General features: G+C 65.9%; 21 protein-coding genes. 20 read left to right on the top strand and 1 reads right to left on the bottom strand.

The features are described from left to right. Positions 1-245 precede the first annotated feature (245 nt). The 16 genes from ACNFCI_RS03200 to ACNFCI_RS03125 all read left to right on the top strand — a co-directional run bounded on the left by ACNFCI_RS03200 (position 246) and on the right by ACNFCI_RS03125 (position 21,584). Positions 246-1,883 carry a mechanosensitive ion channel family protein gene (locus ACNFCI_RS03200; protein WP_416767399.1) on the top strand — a complete coding sequence of 546 codons (1,638 nt, stop codon included), beginning with the start codon at positions 246-248 and terminating at the stop codon, positions 1,881-1,883. An 85-nt stretch (positions 1,884-1,968) separates the two neighbouring features. Continuing rightward, positions 1,969-4,230 (top strand): tetratricopeptide repeat protein, encoded by a 2,262-nt coding sequence (locus ACNFCI_RS03195; protein ID WP_416767457.1) that lies wholly within the window; start codon positions 1,969-1,971, stop codon positions 4,228-4,230. Between the two features lie 214 nt (positions 4,231-4,444). Beyond that, the gene (locus ACNFCI_RS03190; RefSeq protein WP_368829316.1) at positions 4,445-5,425 is read left to right on the top strand and encodes an AAA family ATPase; all 981 of its coding nucleotides are present in this window, start codon (positions 4,445-4,447) and stop codon (positions 5,423-5,425) included. Positions 5,426-5,434: 9 nt separating this feature from the next. Continuing rightward, positions 5,435-6,382, top strand: a complete 948-nt coding sequence (locus tag ACNFCI_RS03185) for a DUF58 domain-containing protein (RefSeq protein WP_324812886.1) — start codon at positions 5,435-5,437, stop codon at positions 6,380-6,382. Beyond that, entirely contained in the window at positions 6,379-6,885 is a 507-nt protein-coding gene (locus ACNFCI_RS03180; protein ID WP_368829315.1) for a DUF4381 domain-containing protein, read from the top strand. The genes ACNFCI_RS03185 and ACNFCI_RS03180 overlap by 4 nt, the downstream gene beginning before the upstream one ends. Further along, positions 6,872-7,873, top strand: coding sequence for a vWA domain-containing protein (locus ACNFCI_RS03175; protein ID WP_324812483.1), 1,002 nt, complete (start codon positions 6,872-6,874; stop codon positions 7,871-7,873). Before ACNFCI_RS03180 ends, ACNFCI_RS03175 begins: the two co-directional genes overlap by 14 nt. Position 7,874: 1 nt before the next feature. Continuing rightward, positions 7,875-9,473: a VWA domain-containing protein gene (locus ACNFCI_RS03170; protein WP_416767395.1), complete on the top strand. Its 1,599-nt coding sequence runs from the start codon at positions 7,875-7,877 to the stop codon at positions 9,471-9,473. After that, positions 9,470-10,777 (top strand): hypothetical protein, encoded by a 1,308-nt coding sequence (locus ACNFCI_RS03165; RefSeq protein WP_368829313.1) that lies wholly within the window; start codon positions 9,470-9,472, stop codon positions 10,775-10,777. Before ACNFCI_RS03170 ends, ACNFCI_RS03165 begins: the two co-directional genes overlap by 4 nt. 39 nt (positions 10,778-10,816) lie before the next feature. After that, positions 10,817-11,830, top strand: coding sequence for an HAD family hydrolase (locus tag ACNFCI_RS03160; protein WP_084858889.1), 1,014 nt, complete (start codon positions 10,817-10,819; stop codon positions 11,828-11,830). Between the two features lie 96 nt (positions 11,831-11,926). After that, positions 11,927-13,504, top strand: a complete 1,578-nt coding sequence (locus tag ACNFCI_RS03155) for an arylsulfatase (RefSeq protein ID WP_084858888.1) — start codon at positions 11,927-11,929, stop codon at positions 13,502-13,504. A 163-nt stretch (positions 13,505-13,667) separates the two neighbouring features. Further along, complete coding sequence (locus ACNFCI_RS03150) at positions 13,668-16,142, top strand: fused MFS/spermidine synthase (protein WP_368829312.1); 2,475 nt, start codon at positions 13,668-13,670, stop codon at positions 16,140-16,142. A 68-nt stretch (positions 16,143-16,210) separates the two neighbouring features. Continuing rightward, the gene (locus tag ACNFCI_RS03145; protein ID WP_368829311.1) at positions 16,211-16,801 is read left to right on the top strand and encodes a paraquat-inducible protein A; all 591 of its coding nucleotides are present in this window, start codon (positions 16,211-16,213) and stop codon (positions 16,799-16,801) included. Then, positions 16,798-17,424, top strand: a complete 627-nt coding sequence (locus tag ACNFCI_RS03140; RefSeq protein WP_070573549.1) for a paraquat-inducible protein A — start codon at positions 16,798-16,800, stop codon at positions 17,422-17,424. Before ACNFCI_RS03145 ends, ACNFCI_RS03140 begins: the two co-directional genes overlap by 4 nt. Next, positions 17,424-19,064: an intermembrane transport protein PqiB gene (locus ACNFCI_RS03135; protein WP_368829310.1), complete on the top strand. Its 1,641-nt coding sequence runs from the start codon at positions 17,424-17,426 to the stop codon at positions 19,062-19,064. Before ACNFCI_RS03140 ends, ACNFCI_RS03135 begins: the two co-directional genes overlap by 1 nt. A gap of 18 nt (positions 19,065-19,082) precedes the next feature. After that, on the top strand, positions 19,083-19,637 hold the full coding sequence (locus tag ACNFCI_RS03130) for a PqiC family protein (protein ID WP_084858884.1): 555 nt from the start codon (positions 19,083-19,085) through the stop codon (positions 19,635-19,637). 36 nt (positions 19,638-19,673) lie between these two features. Further along, complete coding sequence (locus ACNFCI_RS03125; RefSeq protein ID WP_368829309.1) at positions 19,674-21,584, top strand: diguanylate cyclase domain-containing protein; 1,911 nt, start codon at positions 19,674-19,676, stop codon at positions 21,582-21,584. A 71-nt stretch (positions 21,585-21,655) separates the two neighbouring features. On the opposite strand, the gene ACNFCI_RS03120 is transcribed toward ACNFCI_RS03125, so the two are convergent. Next, positions 21,656-22,060 carry a MerR family transcriptional regulator gene (locus ACNFCI_RS03120; RefSeq protein ID WP_368829308.1) on the bottom strand — a complete coding sequence of 135 codons (405 nt, stop codon included), beginning with the start codon at positions 22,058-22,060 and terminating at the stop codon, positions 21,656-21,658. A 73-nt stretch (positions 22,061-22,133) separates the two neighbouring features. On the opposite strand from ACNFCI_RS03120, the gene ACNFCI_RS03115 reads away from it, so the two are divergent. The 4 genes from ACNFCI_RS03115 (at position 22,134) to tcuB (ending at position 26,951) form a co-directional block, all read left to right on the top strand. Continuing rightward, a complete protein-coding gene (locus ACNFCI_RS03115) occupies positions 22,134-23,189 on the top strand; it encodes an SDR family oxidoreductase (RefSeq protein ID WP_084858881.1) in 1,056 nt (351 codons plus the stop codon). A gap of 76 nt (positions 23,190-23,265) precedes the next feature. Then, positions 23,266-24,186 (top strand): LysR substrate-binding domain-containing protein, encoded by a 921-nt coding sequence (locus ACNFCI_RS03110; protein WP_368829307.1) that lies wholly within the window; start codon positions 23,266-23,268, stop codon positions 24,184-24,186. Between the two features lie 148 nt (positions 24,187-24,334). Beyond that, complete coding sequence (gene tcuA / locus ACNFCI_RS03105) at positions 24,335-25,789, top strand: FAD-dependent tricarballylate dehydrogenase TcuA (protein ID WP_416767390.1); 1,455 nt, start codon at positions 24,335-24,337, stop codon at positions 25,787-25,789. Beyond that, complete coding sequence (gene tcuB, locus ACNFCI_RS03100) at positions 25,770-26,951, top strand: tricarballylate utilization 4Fe-4S protein TcuB (protein ID WP_368829305.1); 1,182 nt, start codon at positions 25,770-25,772, stop codon at positions 26,949-26,951. The genes tcuA and tcuB overlap by 20 nt, the downstream gene beginning before the upstream one ends. The last annotated feature ends 24 nt before the right edge of the window (positions 26,952-26,975 follow it).

The following is a 26,975-nucleotide window of genomic DNA, read 5'->3' as shown; positions in this document are numbered from 1 at the left end:
CGGCGTAAGCCACCTTGGCGGGCCGGTATTGCGTGGGTGACCTGAATGCCTGCCGAGCATGGGCCGGCCTGCATGGCTTGGTGGCGTGGGGGCGAGGAACGAACGCGGGGTGCGCCGGGCTTGCGCGGCGTGGTGTCATGCATTGGTTATCGGTCCGACGCAGTCAACCGAAATTTGACTACGCTAAAGTCCATTCGGTCGGTAGAACGTGAAGCGGATCATCCGAGGGGACAAGGAGCGTGGGAATGAGGTGCTGGATCAGCATGAAGTCGCTGCTGTTGCTCGGTGCGTTGTTGTCGCTGTTCATGTTTGCTTCATCCCCTGCGATGTCCGAGGACAGCACCTCGGTGGAGGGCGTGCTGGGGGAGCCGGCCCAACTGAAGATCGCCAACCGACCCATCATGACGTTCCATGCCACCTTGCTGGGCGAAACACCCGCGGCCCGTGCCAAGCGCGCCGCAGCGGTGGTCGACGAGGCCTTGCAAGGGGCGGACGACACGCTCGAAGTGCGCGTCGAGCCGGTCCTCAACAGCTACCTGATACTGCTCGGTGATCGCCGGGCCTTCATCATCGCGCCGCTGGACGTGCTGCCCGGCAGCGTGTCGGTGCGTGAAGCGGCAGAGCAGGCAGCCAGCAACCTGCGCACCGTGGTGACCGAGACCGGCCAGGCACGCAGCCTGCATTTCCTGTTGAAGGCCGCAGGCTATTCGGCATTGGCGACCTTCATCTATTTGCTGCTGCTCAAGGGCACTCGAGCGATCCGGCGCAAGCTGCTCGGCCTGCTGCTGCCCCTGATGGGAAAGCATTCGCAGGTGTTCCGGGTAGGGCAGATGCCCTTGTTCGACCTGCAGAACCTCTATTACCTGGTCGATCGCCTGCTGTGGTTGCTGTACTGGCTGCTGCTGTTGCTGTTCAGCTACCAGTGGATGAGCTTCGTGCTGTCGCAGTTCCCCTATACCCGACCATGGGGAGAGAGCCTGAACGTGTATCTGCTGCGGCTGGTCGACTACCTGCTGTCGGGGATACTCGACGCGATCCCGGGCGTGGCCGTGGCGCTGTCGATCTTCTTCATCGCCCGGGGTGTCAGCGGGTTCTGCAAGCGCGCCCTGGAGCGCATGTCGCGCCCCGGGACCCTGCGCTGGCTGACGGCCGAAACCTTGCAACCCACCACGCGCCTGGTGTCGCTGGCCATCTGGCTGTTCGCCCTGGTCATGGCCTACCCGTACCTGCCGGGTTCGGACAGCGACGCCTTCAAGGGCCTGTCCGTGCTGCTGGGCCTGATGATTTCGCTGGGCGCGACCAGTGTGGTAGGCCAGGGTGTGGCCGGCCTGATCCTCACCTACACCCGTACCCTGCGGGTGGGGGAATTCGTGCGGGTAGGCGAGTACGAGGGCACGGTGATGGAAGTGGGGATGTTCACCACCACCATCCGCACCGGCCTGGGCGAGGTGCTGACCATCCCCAACTCGATGATCACCGGGTCCGTCACGAAGAACTACTCGCGCATCGTCGTCGGCCAAGGGTACATCGTCGATACGGTGGTCACCATCGGCTATGACACGCCATGGCGCCAGGTGCACGCCATGCTGGTCGAGGCGGCGCGGCGTACCCACGGCATCCTCGAACAGCCCGCGCCCCAGGTGTTCCAGACCGCGTTGAGCGACTTCTACCCCGAATACCGCCTGGTCGCCCAGGCCGTCCCCAGCGAGCCGCGCCCGCGCGCGGAACTGCTGAGCATGCTGCACGCCAACATCCAGGACGTGTTCAACGAATATGGTGTGCAGATCATGTCGCCTCACTACCTGGCAGACCCACAAGAGGCCAAGTTCGTCCCGCCGGAGCGTTGGCACACGGCCCCGGCAGTGCCGGAGCAGGACGGGTGAAACCCGCCATCGAAGGCATCCCTGCCGATTCATCACCCTCATCGCGCATGAGTAAGGAAACCGAGTGTATCGTCACCCCCTGTTGATGCTGTTGTGCCTGTTGCTGTTCGCGCCCATGGCCACCTGGGCGCAGCAGGCCGGGACCTCCCCGGGCCAGGCGAAGGACCGGGAGGGCTATGCCGACGCCTCCAGCTGCAAGGGGTGCCACCAGGCGCAGGCCGCGCAATGGAAGGACTCGGACCATGCCTGGGCCATGCGCGTGGCCAGCGCCCAGAGCGTGCTGGGCGCCTTCGATGGCCGTAGCTTCGAGGAGGACGGGGTCAAGGCGCGGTTCCAGCGCAAGGGCGAAGGCTATTACGTGCGTACCGAGGGCCCCGATGGCAAGCCCGCGGACTTCAAGGTGCGCTACACCTTCGGCTACCACCCGTTGCAGCAGTACCTGGTGGAACTGCCCGGCGGGCGCCTGCAGGCGCTGACCATCGCCTGGGACACCCGACCCAAGGCACAGGGCGGGCAACGCTGGTTCTCCCTGTACCCCGGGCAGCGCTTCGCTCCCGACGATGCGCTGCACTGGACCGGGCGCTACCAGAATTGGAATGCCATGTGCGCCGACTGCCACTCCACGCGGTTGCTCAAGCACTACGATGACAAGCAGGACAGCTACGCCACCACCTGGCAGGAGCAAACCGTGGGTTGCCAGGGCTGCCATGGCCCCTCCCAGGCGCATGTGGACTGGGCCAAACAGGCCAAAAACGAGGCCAAGGGCGGCGTCACGCCGGCCCAGATGGGGCTGGCGGTGGACTTCAAGGGCCTCGACGGTAAGGGCCTGATCGAGCAATGCGCCTTCTGCCACAGCCGCCGGCAATCCCTGGGCATGGGCCAGCAGCCGGGCAAGCCCCAGCTCGATGCTTCGCTGCCGGCGACCTTGCGCGAGGGCCTGTACCACGCCGACGGGCAGATCGACGGCGAGGTGTACGTGTATGGCTCCTTCACCCAGAGCAAGATGTACGCCGCCGGGGTGAGCTGCACCGACTGTCACGATCCGCATACCACCCGGGTGAAGATCGAGGGCAATGGCCTCTGCCAGCAATGCCACAACGCCAACCCACCCACCAGCCGCTTCCCCAGCCTGCAGGCCAAGGACTACGACAGCCCGGCGCACCATCACCACGCCCAGGGCTCACCGGGTGCGCAATGCGTCAACTGCCATATGCCGAGCAAGACCTACATGGTGGTCGACCCTCGGCGTGACCACAGCCTGCGGATACCACGACCGGACCTGGCGGACAAGACCGCCAGCCCCGATGCCTGCACCGCCTGCCACACCGACAGGCAACCTGCATGGGCCGCCACGGCGATCGAGGGTTGGTTCGGCACACCCCAGCGTCCGCCCCATTACGGAGAAACCTTGCATGCCGTGCGCACCGGCCAGGGCGACCGCCTGAGCTTGTTGACGGCGGTCATCGCCGATATCGGCAAGCCAGCGCTCGTGCGGGCGACGGCAGCTCAGCAACTGACAGAGCTGGGCGCACCGGCCATCACCCCGTTGAGCTGGGCGCTCAACTCCAAGGAGGGCGTGGTGCGCGCCTATGCCGCTGCGGGCTTCGCCCGGGTTCCGCCCGAAGCCCGCGTCAAGCAGTTGCTGCCATTGCTCGACGACCCGCTGCTGGCGGTGCGCGACGAAGCCGTGCGCGCCCTGGCCGATGTGCCGGCGCAAGCGCTGCCGGCCGAGCGCCGGGAGGGCTACGCGGCACAGCTGGCCGACTACGAGCGGCGCCTGCGCGACAACGCCGACCTGCCCGGCGGCCGGCTCAACCTGGCCGTGCTGCTGCAGCGTCTGGGCCGCCAGGCTGAGGCCATCGAGCAGTATCACCAGGCGCTGCGCCTGGACGCCCACTTCTCACCCGCCAGGGTCAACCTGGTCACCCTGTACAGTGGCGCGGGGCAACTCGACCAGGCACAGACGGTGCTGCGCGAAGGCCTGGCACTCAAGGACATGCCGGCGGGCGATCACGGCAACCTCGCCTACATGCTGGCGTTGCTGCTGGTCGAGCAGGGCAAGGCGCAGGAGAGCCTACCCTGGCTGGATGTTGCCGCCCGGGAGATGCCGGGCAACGCGCGGGTCTATTACAACCAAGGGCTGCTGCTGGCCCAGCTGAACCGGCGCGACGAGGCGCTGCGGACCTTGCACAAGGGCCTGGAGGCGGCGCCCGAAGACCCGGACCTGCTCTACGCCCTGGTCTACCTGCATGCCACGGCCGGTGAAACTCGCCAGGCCGACGCGTACGCACAGCGCATGCGCAAGGTTGCGCCGCAGGACCCACGCCTGCCACCGGCACAGCCATAGTTGCAGCCGATAAGGATTGACTGGCGAGGGATGTTCTTTACACGACAGCCGCCTGGGTATTTTTCGATGGCGAACAAGGACATGTGAACTAGATTTACCAAGCATCTTCATCTGCACGGTGGCTGGGCCGTGTGCCCGGGCGGTTCACCCCGGGCACGTCACCGCAGGGAAGTCGACTCATCGCGCAGTTGACGCAAGCCAAGGACAAACGACAGTGACCATTCGTGAAGAGATCACCAGCCTGGAGGCCCAGGTGGGGCTTCAGGTACTGGGCCAGGAGCGGACCATCCGCCATATCATGTTGGGCCTGCTGGCCAACGGGCATGTGCTGCTCGAAAGCCTGCCCGGCCTGGCCAAGACCCGCACGGTCAAGGCCCTGGCAACCCACCTGGACGCACGCATGAGCCGCATCCAGTTCACCCCCGACCTACTGCCGTCGGACATTACCGGTGGCGAGATCCTCCAGCAGACCGATACCGGCAACCAGCTCAAGTTCCAGCCCGGCCCGCTGTTCGGCAACGTGATCCTCGCCGACGAGATCAACCGCGCACCGGCCAAGGTCCAGGCGGCACTGCTCGAGGCCATGGAGGAGCGACAGATCACCGTGTCGGGGGAAACCCACCCGATGTCCGGGCTGTTCATGGTGCTGGCCACGCAGAACCCTATCGAGCAGGAGGGGACCTACCCGTTGCCCGAGGCGCAGATGGACCGCTTCCTGATGAAGCTGCTGATCGACTACCCCAAGGTCGAGGATGAGACGCAGGTGTTGCGGCTGGTACGTGGAGAGGAACATCGCCAGCAGGCCGGCGGCCATGGCGAAACCGCAACGCCCGTGGCGCAGGAGACGATCTTCGCGGCGCGCCGCGAAGTCGGGGCGGTGCATGTGTCCGAAGCCATCGACCGCTACCTGATCGACCTGATCAACGCCACCCGCCACCCGGCGGACTACGACGCCGACCTGCAGCGCTGGATCAAGGTCGGAGCCAGCCCCCGTGGCGGCATCAGCCTGGACCGGGTCGCCCGGGCTCATGCCTGGTTGGCGGGCAGCGACTATGTGACGCCAGACGATGTGCGCGCGGTGTTGCACCCGGTGTTGCGCCACCGTCTGCTGTTGTCCTATGACGCCGTGGCCGATGGCATCAGCGCCGACCAAGTGCTGGACCGCCTGCTCGACACCGTCGCGGTCCCGGCCTGAGGGGGCGCCATGCACAAGCCCGTGGTCGCCGACGGCGCCGTCTACGCCTCGCTGGAGCAGCTGATGCTGCTTGAGCATCGCGTGCGCGGCCTGAGCTTCCTGTCACGCCAACCGCTGTCCAGCGTGCTCTCCGGTAGCCATGCCGCGCGCCTGCGCGGCCGTGGGCTGAGCTTCGACGAACTGCGCCAGTACACCCCCGGGGACGACCTGCGTCACCTGGACTGGCGGGCATCGCTGCGCTACAGCAAACCGTTCGTGCGCAGCTACACCGAGGAGCGCGACCGCCCGACGCTGCTGCTGGTGGACCAGCGCATGAGCATGTATTTCGGTTCGCAGCGCAGCTTCAAGTCGGTCACCGCTGCCGAACTGGGGGCGATCGGGGCCTGGATGGCGCTGCATGCCGGCGATCGGGTGGGCGGGCTGGTGTTCGGTGACCAGGCCATCGAGACGATCCGCCCGCTGCGCAGCCGGGCGCGGGTGGAGGCATTGTGCGCGGCGATCGTGCGCCACAACCAGGCACTGCATGCCTCGCAAACCGACGAGGAACAGCCGGGTCAGCTCGACAGGGTGTTGCGCCAGTGCCTGGGCATCGCCGGGCACGATCACTTGATCGTCATCGTCAGCGACTTCGCCGGCGTGTCGCCGCAGACCCTGCAACTGCTGCGTCAGCTGGGCGCGCACAACGATGTCCTGGCCCTGCAGGTGTTCGATCCGATCGCTCTGCAGTTGCCCGACCGCGGGCGGGTGACCGTTACCCAGGGCCAGGTCCAGGTGGAGTTGGAGATCGAACGGCGCCAGGTGCACCGCCCGCTTGGGGATTTCCTCTCGGGGCGGCTCAAGGACGTCGCCACGCTGCTTCGGCGCAGCCAGGTACCGCTGATGATGTTCAGCACCGGGCGCGACAGCCTGGAGCAGCTGCGTGCGGAGCTGGGACGGCTTTCGGCGGTGACGCGATGAGCCAGGTGAGCACGCCGAGCATCGACCAGTTGCGCGAACTGCCGCTGCCGGCGATCGACGTCAGCTATTGGCCGCAGACCTGGGGGTGGTTGGTGCTGCTGGTGGCGGTGTTGGCTCTGGCCGGAGGCCTGGCCACTTGGCGCTACCTGCGCTGGCGGCGCAATCTCTATCGCCGCGAGGCCCTGGCTCGCCTGGAGGTGCTGGCCCAAGCGCTGAACGATCCTGTGCAACGCCTGGCGGCCCTGCGCGAAGTGCCGCAACTGCTCAAGCGCGTGGCGCTCTCGATGCCCGGTCAGGGGCCGGTCGCGACCTTGGGCGGCGATGACTGGCAAGCCTTCCTGCAACGCCATAGCCGAGTACAGCTGCCCGGGCAGCTGGCGCGACGGCTGGCACTGCTGGCCTATGCCCCGGCGGACCAGATAGTGGCAATGGCCGACAGCGACATTCAGGCATTGATCGCGACCTGCCGGCAATGGATCGAGGTGCACCATGTGGCAACTTGAGTACCCCTGGCTGCTGTTGCTGCTGCCCTTGCCCTGGCTGGCCTGGCGTTACCTGGCCACCTACCGCGAGTCGCGCAGCGCCTTGCGCGTGCCGTTCTTCGCTGCCATGAGCCGTGCCGTGGGCCAGGAGCCGGGCACCGCCCGTGCGGGCGGCGGACGCTGGCAACTGCTGCTGAACCTGTCGGTGTGGGTGCTGCTGCTGGTGGCCTGCGCGCGGCCGGTGCTGGTGGAAAAGCCCATCGAGCGCGAGCGACCGGTGCGCGACCTGATGTTGGCGATCGACATATCCCAATCCATGGCCACCACCGACTACACGGACCCATCCGGCCAACGCGTGGACCGGCTGCAGGCGGTCAAAGGGGTTGTGCGGGATTTCATCGCCCGGCGCAAGGACGACCGTATCGGCCTGATCGTGTTCGGCACCGGTGCCTACCCCCAGGCGCCGCTGACCCTGGACCACGCCAGCCTGGGCATCCTGCTTGATGAGGTCGGTATCGGCATGGCCGGCCCCAATACTGCCCTGGGTGACGCGATCGGGCTGACCATCAAGCTGCTGGACAAGGCCAAGGAGCAGGAGAAGGTGCTGATCCTGCTGACCGACGGCAACGACACCGGCAGCGCCATCACACCGGACCACGCCGCCCGCATGGCCCGGGATCGCGGCATCGTGGTGCACACCATCGGCATTGGTGACCCCGAAGCCAGCGGCGAGGCGAAGGTCGACCTGCAGGCACTGCAGGACATCGCCCAGGCCACTGGCGGCCGGTTCTTCCGTGCCGGTGACCGGGACGCGCTGCAGCAGGTCTATGCCACGCTCGACCACATCACGCCGCACCGGGTGAAGACCTTCAGCCACCAACCCAGGCGCGACCTGTTCTGGTGGCCTCTGGGTGCTGCGCTGCTGGCCCTGTTGCTGGGCCATGGCGTGGCTGCCCTGGCCACTGCGCGCCGGGCGAGCCCTGCACACCTGACCAGGACCGAGCGTTGATATGGACATCGATCTGAGTGCCTTTCATTTCCTGCGGCCGCTCTGGTTGCTGCTGATCGTCCCGGGCCTGCTGCTGCCCTGGTTGTGGGCACGCCGCCACAACCTGCTGCGACGCCTGGAGGGCATCATCGCCCCGCACCTGGTCGAGCATCTGCTGATCACGCCCGGGGAGCAGCAGCGTTTTCGCCCGGTGCACCTGCTGGGAGCGATGCTGGCCCTGGGTGCGGTCGCCATGGCCGGGCCGACCTGGGAGCAGGACAAACCGGCCTTCCTCGACAATCGGGCAGCGATGATCCTGGCCCTGGATCTTTCGCCCTCGATGGACGCCGACGATGTCCCGCCTTCACGCTTGGCTGCCGCGCGCAACAAGCTGCATGACCTGATCCAGCGGCGCGCCGGCAGCCGCACGGCGCTCATCGCATATGCCGGCAGCGCCCACCTGGTGCTGCCACCGACCGACGACCCAGCCTTGCTCGACAGCTTCCTCCAGGCCTTGTCCACCACGCTGATCGACAAACCCGGCAAGGATGCCCTCGGCGCGGTGGTTCTGGCCAAGCGCCTGCTGGTGGCCGAGAACGCCCCCGGCACGCTGGTGCTGGTCACCGATGGTGCCGACGCCAGCCAGTTCGACGCGATCGGCAAGCAGGTGCGCGGCAGTGGTTTGCAGGTGCTGGTGCTTGCCGTCGGTACCCCTCAGGCCGGGGTGGTGCATGACGCCCAGGGCCGCCCCAGCACCGACGCCAGTGGCCGGACCCAGCGCGCCACCTTCGATGCCGAGGGTTTGAAGCAGCTCGCCGAGGCCGCGGACGCGCCCCTGGGCAGCCTGACCCTGGACGATGACGACCTCGACTGGATCGAGCTGCATGCCCAGCAGCATTTCCAGGCCGCCCAGGACGACGGGCAGCCACTGCACTGGAAAGACGCAGGCTACTGGCTGTGCTGGCCGTTGCTGACGTTGGCGTTGCTGGGCATGCGCCGTGGCTGGCGCGTGCACTGGCTGGGAGCCTGGCTGGTCGCGTTGGGCGTTGCTTCAGGCCCGCAGCCGGCCCACGCCGGCGCGCTGGCCGACGCCTTCTTCACGCCCGACCAACAGGGGCGCTGGGCATACGAGCAGCAGCACTACCCCGAGGCGGCCGAGCACTTTGCCAACCCTTACTGGAAGGGCGTGGCGGCCTACCACGCGGCCGACTACGACACGGCCCTGGACAGCTTGGCGCAGCTGGACACGGCCATTGCGTACTTCTACCAAGGCAATGCCTACGTGCGCTTGTCGAAGTTCGACCAGGCGATCGCGGCCTATCAGCAGGCTTTGCAGCGCCAGGCGCAGTTCCCCGAGGCCAGCGCCAACCTGGCCCTGGCCCAGGCGCTGCTAAAGGACCGCGAAGGCCAGCAGGAGGCGGGGCCGCCAGACGAGAAGGCCGACAAGGTGCTGCTCGACAACGCCTCCGGGAAAGGCAAGGACGTCCAGCGCACCGCGGCCGGACAGGGCTCAGACCAGGCGTGGCTGGACAACCTCAACACCTCGCCGGCCCAGTTCCTCAAGCGCAAGTTCCTGCTCCAGGACGCCGCTCGCCCAACCGCCACGGAGGCTATGCCATGAAACGCCTGTTGTGGATACTGCTGGTGCCACTGTTGGTGCAGGCCGCAGAGCCCGAGGTGCGCGTGCGCAGCCAACTGCTGCCGGCCGATACGGTGCTGGTCGGCGGCACGGTGAGCTTGCAGGTCGACCTGCTGGTCGATACCTGGTTCGATGCCGCGCCGCAGCTGCCGGCCTTGAAACTGGACGGAGCCGTCGTGGCCGCGCCCAGCAGTGAAGCCACGCACCTGAACGAGCGGATCGATGGCAAGGCGTTCTTTGGTTTGCGCCTGAGCTACCAGATCACGCCGCAGCAGGCCAAACCCTTCGATATCCCGGCGTTGGCCATCCAGGTCACACCAGGGCAGGGCAGTGGGCCGGTGATGGTGAAGAGCCCGCCACAACACTTCGTCGCCCGGCAGCCCGCCGGGGCCGGGCAGGGGCGGCATCTGGTCGCCCGCGCGCTGCAGTTCACGCAGCAACTGGAACATTCCCACCAGCCGCTGCGCGTGGGCGACAGTGTCACCCGGCGGCTGCAGGTACGGGCCGAAGGTGCCCAGGCGATGTTGATTCCTGCGCCGGCCTTCAGCGAGATCGACGGGCTGCGACGCTATGTGCAGCCTCCGGTGGTCGCGCCGTTGAGCGATGGCCGTGGCGGTATCAGCGGCGGCCAGCGCGAAGATGCCGTCACCTATGTGGTGACCGAGGCCGGGCACTACCGCCTGCCGCCCATCGAACTGCAGTGGTGGGATGCCGACAGCGGCGAAGCCCACTCGGCGAGCGTGCCCGCGCTGGAACTGGAGGCTTCGGACGCCGCGGTATACCAGGCACCGTTTTCCATAAGCGACGACTTGCGTGCGCTGGGCCGGACAGCTCGGGTTCATATCGCCAGCCATTGGCTGCTGGCGGCCTGTGCGTTGGTGCTGCTGGGCGGCCTGGTCTATTTCGGGCGGGGTTGGTATCTGACGTTGCGGGACGCTTGGGGGCGCTGGCGGCAACGGCGCAAGGCGGCCTGGTTGGCCAGCGCCGAGCATGCCTGGCGGCAGATACCCGGTCAGTTGCGCCAGGAACCGCCACAACTGAGCGCCCTGTACCTATGGATCAGACGCACGACAGGGTGTCGCGAAATGAGTACAGGTCTTCCTTCGTTACCCGCTGCTGTTTCCAAATGTTTGCTAGCTTTCTTGGGAGCCCGTTACGGCGCTTCGCTTCGGCAGGCCGCCACAGCAGCCCAGGTGGTAGACACGTTGCCGGCGCTGCGACGTACGGTTACCGAGCAAAACCGGCCATCATCCGGCCGACATGGCCTGAAGAAGCTCAACCCCTGAATTCGGCGTCATGCCAGCTGCATCGATCAAGGAAGTTACATGCACTTGAATTTCGCTTCGCGCCCGGCGCGCTGGTTGTTCACCCTCTGCCTGCTGCTGCCCTTGGCGGCCCACGCGGCCGAGCCTCTGCCCTCGTGGAACGACGGCGCCTCGCGCGAGGCGATCGTGGCGTTCGTCGAGGCGGTGACCGATGAGCAGGGCAAGGACTACGTCCCGAGCGCCGAGCGTATCGCCGTATTCGACAACGATGGCACGCTGTGGAGCGAGCAGCCCCTGTACTTCCAGGTGCTGTTCGCCCTGGCCGAGGTCAAGCGCCTGGCCCCGCAGCACCCGGAGTGGAAGACCCAGCAGCCGTTCAAGGCGGTGCTCGAAGACGATCGCAAGACCCTGGCCGAAAGCGGTATGCGTGGCCTGATGCAGATCGTCACCGCCACCCACACCGGCATCAGCAACGACACCTTCGAGCAGAACGCACGTCGCTGGCTGGCCAGCAGCGTGCACCCGCGCAGCCAAAAGCCCTATACCGAGATGGTCTTCCAACCGATGTTGGAGCTGTTGGCCTACCTGCGCGCCAACGGTTTCAAGACCTACATCGTCTCCGGCGGTGAGGTGGCGTTCATGCGCACCTTCGCCGAGGAAGTCTACGGCATCCCGCCGGAGCAGGTGATCGGCACCACCTTCGCCACCCGCTTCCAGGACCAGGACGGGCAGCTCTCCATACAGCGCCTGGCCAAGCTCACCCACAACGACGATGGCGCCGGCAAGCCGGAAAGTATCGACGCCTATATCGGCCGTCGGCCGATCCTCGCCTTCGGCAACTCCGACGGCGACCTGCAAATGCTGCAGTGGACCATGGCCGGCCCCGGCCGCCGGTTCGCAGGCCTGGTGCACCACACCGATGCCAAGCGCGAATGGGCTTATGACCGTCAGAGCCAGGTCGGCCGGCTGGACAAGGCACTGGACGAAGCCAGGAACAAAGACTGGGTGATCGTGGATATGGCCAGGGAGTGGAACCGGGTCTATCCCTTCGATCAGGACGTCAACCAGCACTGATAACCACAGCGACATCGAGAGAGCGCCAGTGTGCGGTCGGGCCTCTCGACTGAGCAGTCGTGGATCACGACAAGTCACTGGAACGGAGAAGCACCAATGAAACGCAGAGGAAGGTGGTTATCGCAGTTCGCACTCGCGGCGACGGCGATAGTGGGGTGTTCGATGGCGGTGGCCGCGGACAAGCCGAACATTCTGGTGATATTCGGCGATGACATCGGCCAGACCAACATCAGTGCCTATTCGCATGGGGTGGTCGGCTACAAGACGCCGAACATCGATCGTATCGCCAAGGAAGGCATGATGTTCACCGACTATTATGCCGAGAACAGCTGCACGGCAGGGCGGTCGACATTCATCACGGGCCAGTCGGCTTTGCGTACCGGCCTCTCCAAAGTCGGCATGCCTGGCGTCAAGGTCGGCCTGCAGGACCGCGACGTGACCATCGCTCAGGCACTCAAGGCCCTGGGCTACGCGACCGGCCAGTTCGGCAAGAACCACCTGGGCGATCGCGATGAGTACCTGCCGACCAACCATGGCTTCGACGAATTCTTCGGCAACCTCTATCACCTCAACGCCGAAGAGGAGCCTGAGCGTCCCTACTGGCCGAAGGACCCCAACGACCCCTTCGTCAAGGCTGCTTCTCCACGTGGGGTGATTCATTCCACGGCCGACGGCAAGATAGAAGACACCGGTGCGCTGAACAGCAAGCGCATGGAAACCATCGACGACGACACTACCCAGGCCGCGATCAACTTCATCGACAAACAGGCCAAGGCTGACAAACCATTCTTCGTCTGGATGAACACCACGCGCATGCACGCCTTCACCCACGTACGCGAAGCAATGAAAGGGCAGAGCGGCATGGTGGGCAACGAGTATGCCGACGGCATGCTCGAGCACGACGGCGATGTCGGCAAGTTGCTCAAAGCGCTGGACGATCTCAAGCTGACCGACAACACCATTGTCGTTTACACCACCGATAACGGGCCAAACCAGTGGTCTTGGCCGGATGCGGCCACCACGCCGTTCCGTAACGAGAAGAACTCCAACTGGGAGGGCGCCTACCGGGTTCCGGCCATGGTGCGCTGGCCTGGCAAGATCAAGGCGGGTGAAGTGACCACGCAGATGTTCTCGGGGCTGGACTGGTTCCCCACCTTGCTGGCAGCGGCAGGCAGCACGGACATCAAGGAGCGCCTGCTCAAAGGGGCTGATGTGGGCGGCAAGAACTTCAAAGTGCACCTGGACGGCTACAATCAGCTGGACTTCCTGACGGGCAAGAAGGACAAGAGTGCCCGCGAGGAATTCTATTACTTCAGCGATGACGGTGACCTTGTGGCCATGCGTTACAACGACTGGAAGCTGGTGTTCTGCGAACAGCGCGCGCCCGGTGGCTTCAAGGTCTGGAGCGAGCCTTTCACCTGCCTGCGGGTGCCGAAACTGTTCAACCTGCGCATGGACCCATATGAGCGGGCCGATGTGGTATCTGACCAGTACTACGACTGGGTGGCGAAGAACGATTACCTGATCTTCGAAGGCACCCGCCGAGCGGCCGCCTTCCTGCAGACGTTCGTCGACTACCCACCCAGCCAGCGTCCGGCGAGCTTCAGCATCGACCAGATCCGTGCCGACGTGGACAAGCAGATCGAGGCCAAGATGAACAAAGGCGCCAAGTAAGCGCCGACCTGGACCGGGCGCAGGCCATGCCTGCGTTCGCCTTCTGGCCTGCGGCGGTGTACCGACGCAGGCCTCTTTCGCACGATAAGGCGTCCCAATGTCTTCAGCCGCCAGTCAATCCCGTTCACGCCCTCGTGGCGCGGCAGTTCAGGAAACCTCGACCATGGCGCGACCCCAGCTGGCGATAGCCGCCTTGCTGATGTTCCTTTCCGGCGCCGCGGCCCTGGTCTACCAGGTGCTGTGGGTCAAACAACTTTCCCTGGTGGTGGGAGTGGAGGTGTACGCCGTCACGACCGCCATCAGTGCCTTTTTCGCGGGCCTTGCGCTGGGCGGCCTGGCGTTCGGCCGCTGGGCCGATCGCCTGCGTCGCCCCGTATTGCTCTATGCCGGGCTGGAAGTGCTGGTGGCGATCCTCGGGGTAGCCGCCACCTTGGCGCTCGGCGCCGCGGCAGGCCCCTTTGCCCGGCTGGAGGACAGCCTCGGGCCGCTGGCCTGGGGGCTGCCGTTGCTGTTGGTGGGCCTGCCGGCTTTCTTCATGGGCGGCACCTTGCCTGTGCTGGTACGTGCCCTGGCCCCGGTGCAGGGGCAGGTGGGGCGTGCCGGCGGCGGGCTGTATGCGGCCAACACCGCTGGTGCCATCGCTGGCACCCTGGCTGCCGCATTCATGCTGCTGCCATCGCTTGGCGTGCTGGCCAGTGCCTGCGCCGCCGCGCTGCTCAATGTGCTAGCCGCCGGGGCGGCATTGCCGCTGGCCCGCACTACCGCCGAACCGTTGCAAGGCACTGCCGTCAGCCCGGTCTCGCGCAGCCCGTCGGCCCGCATGGCCATCGCCCTGTATTGTCTGGCCGGTGGCGTGGCGCTGGGCTATGAGGTGGTCTGGACGCAATCGATCGTACAGTTCATGAGCACCCGGGCGTTCGCCTTCGCCGTGGTGCTGGCCACCTACCTCTGCGGCCTGGTGCTGGGCAGTGCGCTCCATGCCCGGCATGCCGACCGTATCCGTGACCCTTGGGGGGCGTTCGGCCTGCTGATCGCCTCGGCCGGGCTGCTGGCGATCCTCCAGGTGGCCGGGCTGGGCCAATGGTTGGTTGGCGCGCAGAGCCAGGCCGAGCGCTGGGTGCTGGCCCTGGGCGGCAGTGAACTGGCCGGGATGTCGGCGCGTTTCGCGGTTGCCGGGCTGAGCGTGGTGTTCCTGCCGACCACCCTGCTGGGCGCGGCGTTCCCCCTGGCCCTGCGCCTGGCGGTGGACAGCGCCCATGTGGGGCGTGACGTCGGCGCGGTGGTCGCGCTCAATACCCTGGGCGGGATCCTGGGCGTGATGCTCACAGGGTTCGTGCTGGTCCCCGAACTGGGGCTGGTGCGCAGCCTGGCCGTGCTCGCTGTGCTTGCGGCGGCCATCGGCGCCCTGGCTGCCTGGCGCGGTGTCCAGGTGAGCCGGCGCCTGCGCGTGGGTGTCGCGCTCGCCGGTGGCGCCACCCTGGCCTGCGGGCTGCTGGTCTCGCCCGAGCACCTGGCGCAGTTGATGCCGGCGACTCGCAGTGGGCAGTTGAGCTTCTACGAGGAAGGCCGGGGCGGCACCGTGGCCGTGGTGGAGCAGGGGGCAGGGCAAAAGCGGTTCAGCCGCCTGTACATCCAGGGGGTATCCAATACCGGCGATGCCATGCCGTCGCTGCGCTACATGCGCCTGCAGGCGCTGCTGCCGCTGCTGGTGCACCGGGGCGAGCCACGCTCGGCGCTGGTGATCGGCTTCGGCACCGGCATCACTGCCGGTGCCATGCTCCGATATCATGGCCTGCAGCACCCGGTGGTGGCCGAGCTGTTGCCGGAAGTGCTGCGGGCCGCGCCGCATTTTCGTGGTACCTTCGACGCGATCGCCGATCCGCGCCTGGACATCCGCCTGCGCGACGGTCGTCGCGAGCTGCTGCGCAGCGCCACCCGCTACGACATGATCACCCTGGAGCCGCCGCCTCCCTCGGCCGCCGGCGTGGTCAATCTCTACTCCCGCGACTTCTATGCCCTGGCCGCCAGCCGCCTTGACGAGCATGGTCTGGTGGCCCAGTGGCTGCCGTTGCCGACACAGAACGACGAGGACAGCCGCTCGCTGGTGCGCAGCTTCATCGATGTATTCCCCCACGCCGCGTTGTGGACCACCGAGTTCCACGAAATGCTGATGATCGGTTCGTTGCAGCCGCTGGAGCTGGATGCCGTGCGGATCCAGGAACGCTTCGCGCAGCCGGAGGTGGCCGCGGCACTGGCCGAGGTGGGTGTCGACTCCCCTGCGGCCCTGCTGGCGACCTGGATCACCGATCGCCAGGGCCTGGAGCGCTATGCCGGCGATGCGCGCCCGGTGACGGACGACCAGCCGCGCATCGAATACGCACCGTGGGTGCGCAGCCGCGAGATCACCCGGGTGTTGCCGGTGCTGCTGGCACTGCGCCGCGAGCCGCCTTTGCTGAACGCCAGCCCGGCCTTCCTGGGCGAGGTCGATGACCAGTGGCGCAGCCTGCGCCGGTTCTATGGCGTGAGCCTGCTGGCCTACCGCGGGGACCGCCAGGGCTGGGCCCGGGAGGTGAGGGCGGTGATGCGGGAGGATGGCGATAATCCGTACTACCGTTGGTTCCTGCCCAGCCAGCCATAACGCCGCATGCCATACGGGGAATCCTTGGCTAGCCTTGCAAGCGAGCACCACGAGCGATGGAGAGGACGGTGAAGCAAAACGTGATCATCTGTGAGTACTGCGACGCGGTGTACCAGCGCAATGCACTGGGCAAGCACCAACGGGCAGTGTGCCTGCGCTGCGCCGGCGTGCTCGACCGGCACACCGCCCTGAGCGTGCAGCAACGCCTGGCCCTGGGGGTGACTGGCGCGATCCTGCTGGCCTTCGCCAACCTCTACCCGGTGATGACCATCAGCATGCAAGGCCTGAGCAACAGCGCCACGCTGTGGGACTCGGTGCTGATCCTCAGCCATGGCACCATCACCTTCATCGCCCTGGTGGTGGCGCTGGCGGTGATCCTCGCCCCGACGCTGCAAGTCGGTTTGTTGATCTGGGTGCTCGGCTTTGCCGTGGCGGGCAGGCGTGCGCCGGCATTCGCCTTGTGCATGCGCGGCCTGGAGGCATTGCGCCCTTGGAGCATGCTGGAAGTGTGCCTGTTGGGGGCCCTGGTGGCGGTGATCAAGCTGGCTGGCCTGCTAGACGTGATCCCGGGCATCGGCCTGCTGGCGATGGCGGCGCTCAGCGTGTTGCTGATCGCTATCGCCGGCCGCGACATCCGTGACCTGTGGAAGCTGGTATGAGCCTGCCGCCGCGGGCATCCGAGCTGGGCCTGTGCCTGTGCCATGGCTGCGGTCATGCCTGCGACCTCGGCCTGCGCCTGCACCATTGCGAGCGCTGCGGCGCGCCGTTGCATGCGCGCAAGACCCAGGCCGTCGCCCGGGCCTGGGCCTACCTGCTGACAGCCCTGGTGTTCTACGTGCCGGCCAACCTGTTGCCGGTGATGCATACCGAGATGCTGGGGCAGGGCAGCGACAGCACCATCGGCGGTGGCGTGCTGGAGTTCTGGGAAAGCGGGGCTTGGGACATTGCCCTGATCATCTTCATCGCCAGCATCGGCGTACCGGCGATCAAGTTCATCGCCATGCTGATGCTGCTGGTCACCGTGCAGCGCCACAGCGCCTGGGCGTGTCGGCAGCGTACCAAGCTCTATCGTTTCGTGGAGCTGATCGGCTACTGGTCGATGCTCGATGTGCTGGTGGTGGCGTTGGTCGCGGCACTGGTGCAGATGCGCGAACTGGGCACCATCGAGCCGCGTGCCGGCATCCTGTTCTTCGGCTTGGTGGTGGTATTCACCATGCTTTCGGCCATGAGTTTCGACCCGCGACTGATCTGGGACAATGCTTCACACACGGAGGACTCCTGATGGAGCAAGGCAGCGAACGGCAGCCCACGGCGGGGCCGGCAGATATCCATACCCGGCGCTGGAATGTCTCGTTGGTATGGATCGTGCCGATCATCGCGCTGTTGATCGGCGCGTCCCTGGTCGTGCGCAGCTGGATGCAGGAGGGGCCGGTGATCACCCTGTCCTTCAAGACAGGCGAAGGCCTGGTGGCACACAAGACGCCGGTCAAGTACCGCAGCGTGGTGATCGGCGAAGTGACCTCGGTCGAGCTGGCCGAGGACAAGAAGAGCGTGGTCGCCAAGGTGCAGTTGTCCAAGGAGGCCGAGTCGTTCGCCACCGAGGGCGCGCAGTTCTGGGTGGTCAGGCCGCGCATCGGTGCCGGCGGCGTCACGGGGGTCGATACCTTGTTGTCGGGCAACTTCATCGGCGCCGACGCTGGCCAGTCGACCAAGCCGGCCAAGGTGTTCACCGGGCTCGAGTCGCCGCCACCGATCACCTACGGCGAGAAGGGCAAGCGCTTCACCCTCCATGCCAAGGACCTGGGGTCGCTCGATATCGGCTCGTCGATCTATTACCGCAAGATCCCGGTGGGGCAGGTGATCTCCTACGCCTTGCAGCCGGACGGCAAAGGGGTGGACATCGGCATCTTCATCCAGGCCCCCAACGATGCCTTCGTCACCCGCAATACGCGATTCTGGAATGCCAGCGGCATCGATGTGGACCTGGGCGCCAATGGCCTCAAGGTCAACACCGAGTCCTTGTCGTCGATTCTGGTCGGTGGCCTGGTGTTCGGTGAGCCAGAGTCGGCCGGCCAGGCCGAGCCGGCCCAGGATCAGCAGGCGTTCGAGCTGTATGCCGACCGCGATACCGCGCTGGCCCCGCCGACCGGCAAGCAGCAGTTTCTACGTTTGCGTTTCGACCAGTCCATGCGTGGCCTGGCGGTGGGCGCCCCGGTGGAGTTCATGGGCGTGGAGTTCGGCAGGGTCACGGCGGTGGAGCTGGACTACGACGAGCAGAAGCAGAGCTTCCCGGTGATGGTCGATGCAGTGGTCTACCCGCAGCGGCTGGGGGCGGTCTACCAGAAAATGTTCAAAGGGCTCAAGCGTCCACCGGGCGACGAGGAGGCGGGCAATCACCTGATCGGCAGCTTCGTCGAGCATGGCCTGCGGGCACAGGCGCGTACGGGCAACCTGCTGACCGGGCAGCTGTATGTATCCCTGGACTTCTATGCCGACGCGCCCAAGGTCACGTTCGATGCCTCGCAACGCCCGCTGCGGATCCCCACCGTGCCCGGCAGCCTGGACAAGCTGCAGGAGCAGTTGCAGCGGGTGATCGCACGCCTGGGCGAGCTGCCGATCGAGAGCATCGCCGGCAACCTGGATGCCAGCCTGCGGGAGCTGCAGGCCAGCCTCAAGCAGTTCAACAGCCAGACCCTGCCAGGCATCAGCCGTACCCTGGAAGAGGTGCGCAGCACGCTCAAGAGTGCGGACTCGGCATTCGCGCAAGGGTCGCCACAACGCGAAAAGATGAGCGACACCCTCAACGAACTGGAACGCATGTCACGTTCGCTGCGCGACTTGTCCGACTACCTCGGCCGGCATCCCGAGTCGCTGATCCGCGGACGCCCCAAAGCCATCGACGCCACCCGACTGCGGAACTGAACCAAGGAGTGACCTGACATGCGCAAGATGCCAAAGCTGTTGTGGACCTTGATGGCCATCGCACTGCAGGGGTGCAGCAGCGCGCCGATCAACTACCACACCCTGGTGCCTGCCCAGCCGGCGGCACGCCCGGCTGGGGTGAACATCGAGATCGAGAAGGTGCTGATGCCTCCGCAGGTCGATCGCGCCCAGATGGTGGTGCGCCAGGGCGACAGCGGGTTGGCGATCCTGGAGACCGAATGGTGGGGCGCCAACCTCGTCGACGAGTTCCGCAACGCTCTGGAGGACCAGTTGGGCGCGCCGACCGGCGCCTCACCTCGAACAGCGTTGCGCGTGGAGGTGCAGCGCTTCGATTCGGTGCCCGGGCGCTATGCCCTGCTGGACGCGACCTGGCGACTGAGGCCTGCGGGTACGGACACCGGGCTGACCTGTCACAGCACGCTGCAGGCACCGGCCGATGCCACGATCAGTGGCCTGGTCGCGGCCCACCAGGCCAACCTGAGGCAGCTGGCTGCGACGATCGCGCAAACGAGCCGGGCAGGTACGACACACTGCCCGGCGTCGGCTCGCTAGCGGCAGGCGCTTGCAGGTACTGGGCAGGAGCCACCGATGACGCTACGCAAAAGATTGTTCTGGCTGTTCGGGCCTCCGCTGGCCGTGGCGCTGCTGGTGGTCTACCTGCTGGCCCATGGCTTGATCCTGAACCGCCTGGACCGTGAGGACGACACCCTGCTGGTGGCCGAGGCGGAACAGGTGCGGGCGTTGTTGGACAATCTGTTCGAGCGCGACCGTGATCGGCTGCAGAACTTCGTCTCCTCGCTGGCGCCTGCCGCGACGGATATCCTGCCGGTGACGCCCCGGCTGTTGAGCCGCATGAACTTCGACTTCCTGGTCCACCTCGATGGGCAGGGCAAGGTGAGCGCGGCCCAGTGGCAGGCCCTGGAACCCTCTGCCATCGCGACCTTGGAAGGCGTGCCGCAGCCTGGCGTGCAAGCTCTGCACGACGACGTGCTGCGGTTGGTCCAGCACTTGGAGCGGGCGGGCAACACCCGGCACTACAGGGGCCAGCTGGTGGCCGTGCAGGGCGCGGCGATGATCCTGGTGGCGGTGGACATCGGCCAGTTGCAGCCCGGCGCGAGCGGTACCCTGTTCGCCGGGCATTTCCTGAGCAGCACGCGCACCCTGGACCTGGAGCGCAAGCTCAACGGCAAGCTGCGCTTGCGCCCGCCTCCGGCGAGCCCTGCGCAAAGCGCGTTGTTCGAAGGCCAGGAACAGATCACCATCAGCCCCCGCCAGGTCGTGGACGATAATCGCCAGCGCATCTTCCTGCAGTTCAGCGACAGCCTGGACGAGCCGCAACTGATGCTCGAGCTGCCTCGCGAGCGGCATCTGTATGTGGAGGGGCGCCAGCAGATCGACCTGTTCCTCGGGGTGATCACCCTGGTTGTGGTGCTGGCCTGGTTGCTGGTCTACCTGGGGCTGGATGTGGTCCTGCTGCGGCGGGTCTCGAGGATGCACCAGGAGTTCCTGGCCATCGGACCAGAGTCGGCCGGCCGGCGCCTGAGCGACCGGGGGGCGGACGAGCTGGGGGCGCTTGGCCGTGAAGCCAACCGCATGCTCGACCGCCTGGAGCAGAGCGAAGCGCGGGACCGGGCGATTCTGCAGGCCATGCAGGAAGGCTATTTCGAGCTGGACCGCGCCGGGCTGCTGCTGACCGTCAACCCGGCATTCTCCAGGCGCCTGGGCTTGCCGGGCGAATCACTGGTCGGCCGCCCGGCCAGCGACTGGCTGGAGGGCTGCGATGAAACCCGGTTGCGCGAAGTGTTCGGTGCCCACCGGGCCCAGGGCGCGCCGGTGCTGGCGGGGCGCATGCACCGCGCCGATGGCAGCCTGGGGCACTACGAGACGCACCTGTCGCAGATCATCGACGCCCAGGACCAGCTGCGTGGCTACCGGGGCATCCTGCATGACATCAGCGACCACGTCGAATACCAGAACCAGCTGTTCGACATGGCGTACCGGGACGCCTTGACGGGGCTGGGCAACCGCAAGGCCTTCTACGAACACCTCAAGCGCTGCGTGGCTGCGAGCACAGGGCCGCTGGCACTGCTGTTCATCGACCTGGACCGCTTCAAGCAGGTGAACGATACGTTCGGCCATGACATTGGCGACAGCCTGCTGGTGCAGATGGCCAACCGCCTGCGCGAGGGCGTGCGCAAGCCTGATCGCGCCTACCGCCTGGGCGGGGACGAGTTCACTTTGATCCTGCCCGGTACCCACGCCGACGAAGCCCAGCGCCTGGCCATTCGCCTGTTGAGGGCACTGGGCGAGCCGGTGCAGGTGGGGCAGCAAACCATCGACTTCGTCACCCCCAGCATCGGTATCGCGCTGTACCCTCAGCATGCGGGCGACCTCGACGGCCTGGTCAAGGCTGCCGACCAGGCGATGTACGAGGCCAAGCAGCAACGCAACCAGGTATGCCTGTTCAGTGCGCAAGACACGCCGATCGATGGGCGGTGAACGCGATAATGAGGGCCCCGTAGGTCGCCAGAAACCCGTTGGAGACGGCATAGCACAGGGTGTTCTGGAGCCTAGGGTGGCGAAGCATGCCCAGGGATGGAAGGCTGGGGAATCGTCTGCCCGTTGGCAATGGCACTGGCCTCGAGCTTCGCACGCTCCGCTTCCAGAAAAACATACGTGGCCTGCAGGGTGACTATCTTCGTTTGAATGTCAGCCATCTTGCTGGCGACCAGGGCCGCGCCTTGCGCGCAATTGATCGTGTTACCCCGCTTGGCCGTGAGGATCTCGCCAATTTCGGCGAGTGAAAACCCCGCGCCCTGGGCACGCTGGATGAACACCAGGTCGACAACGGTCTGCTCGCTGTAGTTGCGGTAGTTGTTGGCCTGCCGATGGGCCACGATCAGCCCGAGCTGCTCGTAGTAGCGCAATGCGTGGCGGCCGAGACCACTGCGGCGCTCCAGCTCTCCAATGTTCACGGAAAAAACGCCTTGACTGTAGAGTAGGCTCTATACCTTAGCCTGCGCCCATCATCCAGACAAGGAATCGAGCATGAGCGTGGAATGCTTCGTCACAGGCGGCAGTGGGTTCGTGGGGCAACATCTGCTGGCCCGTCTTACTGCGACAGGGCACAAGGCCTGGGTGCTGATGCGCAACCCTGGGAATATCGAGCGCCTCAGGGAGCAGGTAGGCCGATTGGGCGGCAACCCTGCGCATCTTCAGGCCGTTGAGGGCGATATCGGCAGGGAAGGGTTGGGGCTCAGCGAGGCGGACAAGCAGCGCGTGTCTTCCGCCGCTGTGACCTTCCATCTCGCGGCGGAGTTCTCCTGGGGCCTGTCCCTGGAGCGCGCCCGCGCAATCAATGTGCAAGGGGCGTTGAGGGTCGCCAGGCTTGCGGCGAGCCAGCGCATGCGATTGCTGATGGTCGGCGGCTTCATGCTGCAGAATCTGCCTTACCTTGCCCGCATCGGAATCGATAGCGAGCACCCTGAAAACACCGATTGGCCTGCAGTCTACGGCCGTGTGGGTGGCTACGAAGGCAGCAAGTTCGAGTCCCATTTCGAGGTTATCCGTTATATGCAGGCCGCGGGTGCGGATTACACGATCGTGCACCCCGCCACGGTATGCGGCCACAGCGAGAGTGGGCACATCGTGGAAGGGCAACCGCTGGCCGAACTCATCCGGAACCTGGCACAAGGCCGGTTCAAGGCGGTTCCCGGTTCCGCCAGGCACTGGTTGCCATTGGTCAGCGTCGATTACCTGGTGGCGATGATCACCTGCGTGGCGTTCGACCCTTCGATGGCCAACCGGCAGGTCCTGGCGCTCCATGAGCACACGCCGAGCCTGAAGGAGATGCTCGAGCAGATGGCAGGCACGCTGGGGGTCAAGGCGCCTCGGCGCCATGTGGCGATGGGGGTACTCAGGTGGCTGTTGGCGATTCCCGGGCTGGCGGCGCGATTGGCAGTCAATGCCGAGTCGTTGAACTTTATCCAGACGCAGCGCTTCGACATGCGTCATAGCGAGCAACTGGAACGAAAATATCGGTTGGCACACCCCGATATGGCCCGAGCGTTGGAAAAGACGGTGCGCTACGTCATGGGCACTTGATCCATCGAGGCAACCCAGGTGATCTTCGATGATTCCCTGAGGGCAGATCGGCCCCCTATCGCTGAAAGAGACTTGTATGGAGCTACGTCAACTTCGCTATTTCCTGAGTGTATTGGAGCACGGCAGCCTTGGCAGGGCTGCGCTCGAGCTTGGGGTCGGCGCCTCTGCATTGAGCCAGCAACTGTCGAAGCTGGAGAGCGAAGTGAGCACTCGGTTGCTGACCCGTTCCAGCACCGGCGTATCGCCGACGGCGGCGGGCCTGGCTTTCGAGTACCACGCGCGCCTGGCTCTTCGCCAGGCGGAGCATGCGGTCCTGGCGGCGCAAAGCGGTCGCATGAGCGGGTATGCCAGCGTTGGGCTGGCGCCTACCACCGCATCGATCCTTGGCCTGGCGTTGATCCACAGGATGCGTGAACGCTACCCCGACATCCGTCTGCACCTGGTGGAAATGCTGTCGGGTTACCTGATGAACCAACTCAACGCCAGGCACCTTGACCTGGCGGTGCTGTTCCAGGCGGAGACGGGGCCTAGGCTGGATGTTCGCCCGCTTCTGAATGAGCGATTGTTCGTGCTGGTTCCGGCCCCGCTGGTCCAGGGCGATTGGGGCGAGGCCCTTACCCTGGGGCAGATCGCGACGTTGCCGCTGGTGATGCCCAGCACGCAGCACGGTTTGCGCTCGACATTGCGCTCGATCTTCGAGCGGGCGGGGCTGGAGGCCCGCATCGTGATGGAGGTCGATGGCTTGTCGCTGTTGATGGATTGCGTCTGTGCAGGCCATGCCGCCACCATCCAGCCCGGTGCGACGGTGGCCAGGGCGCACCAGGCGGGCTTGCGCGTGTTTGCCATCGATCAGGCCCAGGCGCAGCGTCGCAATGTGATCGTCAGCCTGACCGAGGACGAACTTTCGCCGGCGGCGTTGGCGACCCGGATCGTGCTGCAGGATGTCGCTCGCGACCTGGTGGAGCAAGGCCGATGGCCGGGAGCCCGGTTGCTTTGAAGCTGGCCTGTGGTATCTCCAGGGTCGCGCTTTAGAAAAACTGAATGCCTCCCCCCGGCAATCGCGTTTCGCCCCCTTTGCCCGCTCATTAGAGTCCGTGGTCACGAGGAGCACCCGAACATTCGACTCCTCATGACCTGGAGGCGAAATGATCGATGTGCTAGTCATCGGAGGGGGCAATGCCGCTCTCTGTGCCGCGCTGATGGCGCGGGAGGCTGGGGCCAGCGTGATGCTGCTCGAAGCAGCCCCTCGCGCTTGGCGAGGCGGAAACTCCCAACACACCCGCAACCTGCGCTTCATGCATGACGCGCCGCAGGACGTGCTGGTCGGGGCCTACCCGGAAGAAGAGTTCTGGCAGGACCTGCTCAAGGTCACCGGTGGCCAGACCGACGAAACGCTCGCACGCCTGGTGATACGGGCGTCCTCGACCTGTCGCGGGTGGATGCGCCGCCATGGCGTGCACTTCCAGCCATCGTTGTCCGGCGCGCTGCACACTGCACGGACCAATGCCTTCTTCATGGGCGGTGGCAAGGCACTGGTCAATGCCTACTTTCGCAGCGCCGAGAACCTGGGTGTACAGGTACGCTACGACACCCCGGTTGCCGATATCGAATTGCAGAATGGACGTTTCGTTGCCGCACAGGTGCCGGCGCGGGAGGTTCGTGGGCAGCCATTGCCCGCCGAACGTATCGAGGCGCGCAGCTGCGTGCTCGCTGCCGGTGGTTTCGAGTCCAACCGCCAGTGGCTGCGCGAGGCCTGGGGGCAGAACGCGCGAGGGGAGTGGCCTTCGGACAATTTCCTGATCCGCGGTACGCGATTCAATGACGGGGTTCTGTTGCGCCGCATGATCGAACAGGGCGCCGACACGATCGGCGACCCGACCCAGGCGCACATGGTGGCGATCGACGCCCGTGCGCCGTTGTACGACGGCGGCATCTGCACGCGCATCGATTGTGTGTCGCTGGGCGTGGTGGTCAACCGCGACGGGCAGCGCTTCTACGACGAAGGCGAGGATTTCTGGCCCAAGCGCTACGCCATCTGGGGGCGTCTTGTGGCCCATCAGCCTGGGCAGGTGGGGTTTTCGATCATCGACCAGAAAGCCCTCGGTCGCTTCATGCCCCCGGTCTTCCCTGGCGCCACCGCCGACTCCCTGGAAGCGCTGGCCGGCCTGCTCGGTCTGCCCGTGCAGGCCTTCGTCGAGACCGTGCGTGCCTACAACCAGGCCTGCCAGGTCGGCACCTTCGACCACACCCGGCTGGACGACTGCCATACCGTGGGCCTGGAGCCTGTGAAAAGCCATTGGGCGCAGCCGATCGATACGCCGCCTTACTACGGCTACCCACTGCGCCCTGGCGTGACCTTCACCTATCTGGGGCTGCGTACCGATGAAACCGCCGCTGTGCATTTCGGTGGCCGGCCCAGCCCGAACCTGTTCGTCGCCGGCGAGATGATGGCGGGCAATGTACTGGGCAAGGGCTACACCGCAGGTGTCGGCATGTCCATGGGCACCGCCTTCGGCCGCATCGCCGGCAACCGCGCTGCAGCGGCTGCAGGGCACGCATATCCAAAAGAAGAGAATCGCCATGACCGCGCAACTGCCTGACCCTCGCCAGCCTGCTCCTGCCCAGCCGGCCCTCGATCTGATTCCGGTGCTGAACCTGGAGGAGCAGGAAGTGGACCGGCAAATGCGCATCTGCAATGCCTGCCGTTATTGCGAGGGCTTCTGCGCCGTGTTCCCGGCGATGACCCGCAGGCTGCAGTTCGGCAAAGCCGATATCCATTACCTGGCCAACCTGTGCCACAACTGCGGCGCCTGCCTGCATGCCTGCCAGTATGCCCAACCTCACGCGTTCGCCGTCAACGTACCCCAGGCGATGGCCAAGGTGCGTGGGCAGACCTACGCCGAGTATGCCTGGCCGAGCCCGTTCGGGCGCTTGTATCGGCGCAACGGCGTCTATGTCGCCAGTGCGCTGGCAGTGGCCTTGTCGCTGTTCCTGCTGCTGGCATTGCTGGTCAACGGCACGCTGCTGCCTGGGCGGTTGGCAGGGAATTTCTATGCGGTCTTCCCGCACAATACCCTGGCGCTGATGTTCGGCAGCGTCTTCGCCGTAGCAGCGCTGGCGCTGAGCGTGGCAGTGCGTCGCTTCTGGCGCTCGGTGTCGCCCGCCAACATGCAGGCGCAACCGGCCAAGGGGGCGGTGTTCGAGGCGTCACATGCCGCTCTGACGCTCAAGTACCTGGACGGCGGGCATGGCCAAGGCTGCAACAACGCCGACGATCGCTACACCCTCTGGCGTCGACGCTTCCACCACTTCACCTTCTATGGCTTTCTGTTGTGCTTCGCCGCTACGGTGATCGCCACCGGGTATCACTACCTGCTGGGCCACCCGGCACCGTACCCGCTGCTGAGCGCACCGGTGCTGCTCGGAACCTTGGGCGGTGTTGGCCTGATCGTCGGGCCGGCCGGGCTGTTGCTGCTGAACCTGCGCAGGGCGCCGGAGCAGGGCGATGTTGCCCAGCGGCCCATGGACCGCGCGTTCATCCTGCTTCTGCTGTTGGTCAGTGCCACGGGCCTTGCGCTGCTGGGCCTGCGCGATACCGCCGCGATGGCGATCCTGCTGGCGATACACCTGGGCACGGTCATGGCGCTGTTCATCACGCTGCCCTACGGCAAGTTCGCCCATGGCCTGTTCCGCAGCGCGGCACTGTTCAAGTTCGCGATCGAGAAGCGCCGGCCCAACGACCTGGGTCTGGGAGGGGAGTGAGCTATGAATGCAGCTGGTTTCTCC

Source organism: Pseudomonas sp. NY15356, from assembly GCF_048068175.1.
GTDB classification, from domain to species: Bacteria; Pseudomonadota; Gammaproteobacteria; order Pseudomonadales; family Pseudomonadaceae; genus Aquipseudomonas; species Aquipseudomonas putida_K.
This window is presented reverse-complemented; position numbering and strand designations above follow the sequence as displayed.